Here is a 1,341-nt window from a genome sequence, read left to right on the forward strand (position 1 = left end):
GGGGTAGCTGGCCTTGATGAACGCAGAAGAGTCGGGCATGGCTCTGCCGGTCGCTGGTTCAAGGAGCTTGGCCTTGGCCAACTGATGGATCAGCGCTTCGCTGGGCTTTTTCGGTGGGACATTGGCCTGCCATGCTTCCAGCCATTGCAGTTTGCCATCCCAAGCCGGTAGCTTGGCCGGTGGCAAGGGGAGGATGTCGTTGATCTCGGGGACCTTCGGGTCAGCGTAGGAGTAGTCTGCGAGTACACTCCAGATTTTCTCATAGCGCTCAGCCCGCTCAAGGTCCTCCTGTTGGCCGAGGTAGTACAACGTATCGGTGGAAGGAGGACCGCGAAAGGCCTCTTCCAGCCAACCGGCAGAGGTTTCGTTTCCTGCTACAACGCCCATCTGGAAGATCTCAAGCGCCTCTTCATACCGACCATCGTTCTTTAGGTCGATACCCAAGGCAACAGCTGCCTTGCCATTGCCCTGTTCAGCCGCACAGCGGCGCATCTGCCGGGCAACGTCCGGCGCAATTCTTATCGGTGCTAGCATGTCCCCCAAATCATACTGGGCTTGGGCGCTACCCTGATCAGCCGCCTTGCGAAAATAACGCAACGACATGGCCGTATCCTGCTTCAGCCCAGCCGAGCCGTTCTTCAGGAACAGGCCGATAAAGTAGTACCCCGTCGCCACGTTCACGTCGATCAATTGCTGGCTCAGGCGCAGGTGATCCGCACCACGGAGCGTGAATTGGCCGCGCATAGTGCCGTTTTGCAGATTGATGTTGGCCTTGTAATGACCATTCTCGGCAGCAATTCGGTACAGCCGCTCGATCTCGGCGTCGACGCTTTTGTCTTGCTTGAGCAGGTTGTTTTTTTGCAACCAGCGGGCGTACTGGAACAACTCATCGGTCTCGGCAGACGGCGCAGGGATCTGCTCGTGTACGCAGGTAAAGGCCAGCTTGGCTTTGATCTCGGTCAGCGGGTTCACGGACGTGTCCTGGGTTGGGCGAGTAGGGGCGCTGCCGCTATCACAGGCGGTCAGCAGCAGGCTTGTCAGCAACAGGAGTCGACGCATCAGTCGAGGTCCGTCAGGGCGGCTTCGCCGTAATAAAATTCGACGAGCGGAGCGTCGGGAGTCAATTCTTTCGATTGGCGATACTTGTTCTCGTTGATGATGCCTTCCCAAGCCTTGAACGCCTGCTTCGGATCATCCTGCGCGCCCCTCTTATCCGTATGCAGATTCCACAACCGTCGGCGCATGGCTTGAGTCACACTCGCCCACTCATGGGCTATGTTCAGCTCACTGTCCACCTGCATGCTGCGAGTGTTGATGTTGGCTGAGCCGTGGGTGGTGAAC

At 57.9% G+C, this 1,341-nt stretch carries 1 protein-coding gene and 1 pseudogene; both read right to left on the reverse strand.

Going from position 1 to position 1,341, the window contains the following annotated elements; genetic code table 11:
• A partial coding sequence (locus BSF44_RS29165; protein ID WP_141250119.1) for a sel1 repeat family protein occupies positions 1–1,059 on the reverse strand: 1,059 nt, incomplete at its 3' end.
• Positions 1,059–1,341: pseudogene (locus tag BSF44_RS29170) on the reverse strand (phospholipase); the annotation flags it as partial. The pseudogene BSF44_RS29170 and the gene BSF44_RS29165, both read right to left, overlap by 1 nt.

Source organism: Pseudomonas sp. ACN8 (genome assembly GCF_002303925.1).
In the GTDB taxonomy this organism is placed as follows: domain Bacteria; phylum Pseudomonadota; class Gammaproteobacteria; order Pseudomonadales; family Pseudomonadaceae; genus Aquipseudomonas.